The organism is Telluria sp. AZSoR62 (genome assembly GCF_058111565.1).
On the sequence record NZ_JBYTST010000097.1, the window covers coordinates 1 to 413 of the forward strand.

At 65.6% G+C, this 413-nt stretch carries 1 protein-coding gene; it reads left to right on the top strand.

Translation table 11 applies throughout. The features are described 5' to 3' along the window. Positions 1-413: phage minor head protein (locus AC3XQU_RS23035; protein WP_489876483.1), on the top strand; the 413-nt coding region annotated here is incomplete at both ends.

The following is a 413-nucleotide window of genomic DNA, read 5'->3' on the forward strand; positions in this document are numbered from 1 at the left end:
GACATCACCGACCGCATCGGACGCATCCTCGACATCGACGCACCATCGCGCCGGATCCGCGCCGACATCTCCGCAATCGACGCACAAATCGCCGACCCCGCAACAGATCGCGACGAACTGCCATTCCTGCGTGGGAAGCGCCGGCGCCTGTGGAATCAGCACGACGAGTCGCAGCAGCAGTGGAAGTGGTTGGCGCGCCGGATCGCTCGCACCGAGATCCAGGGCGCCGTTGAGGGCGGATCGTTGGCGTCAGCTCAAGCGACCGCGGAGGCCACCGGTGAGGAGATGTACAAGGCGTGGCTGTCCACCTCCGATGAGCGCACTCGGGCATCCCACAACGTCGCGGACGGGCAGATCGTGAAACTGGCCGAACCGTTCCGCGTCGGCGTCGCACTACTGCCGCATCCCACATT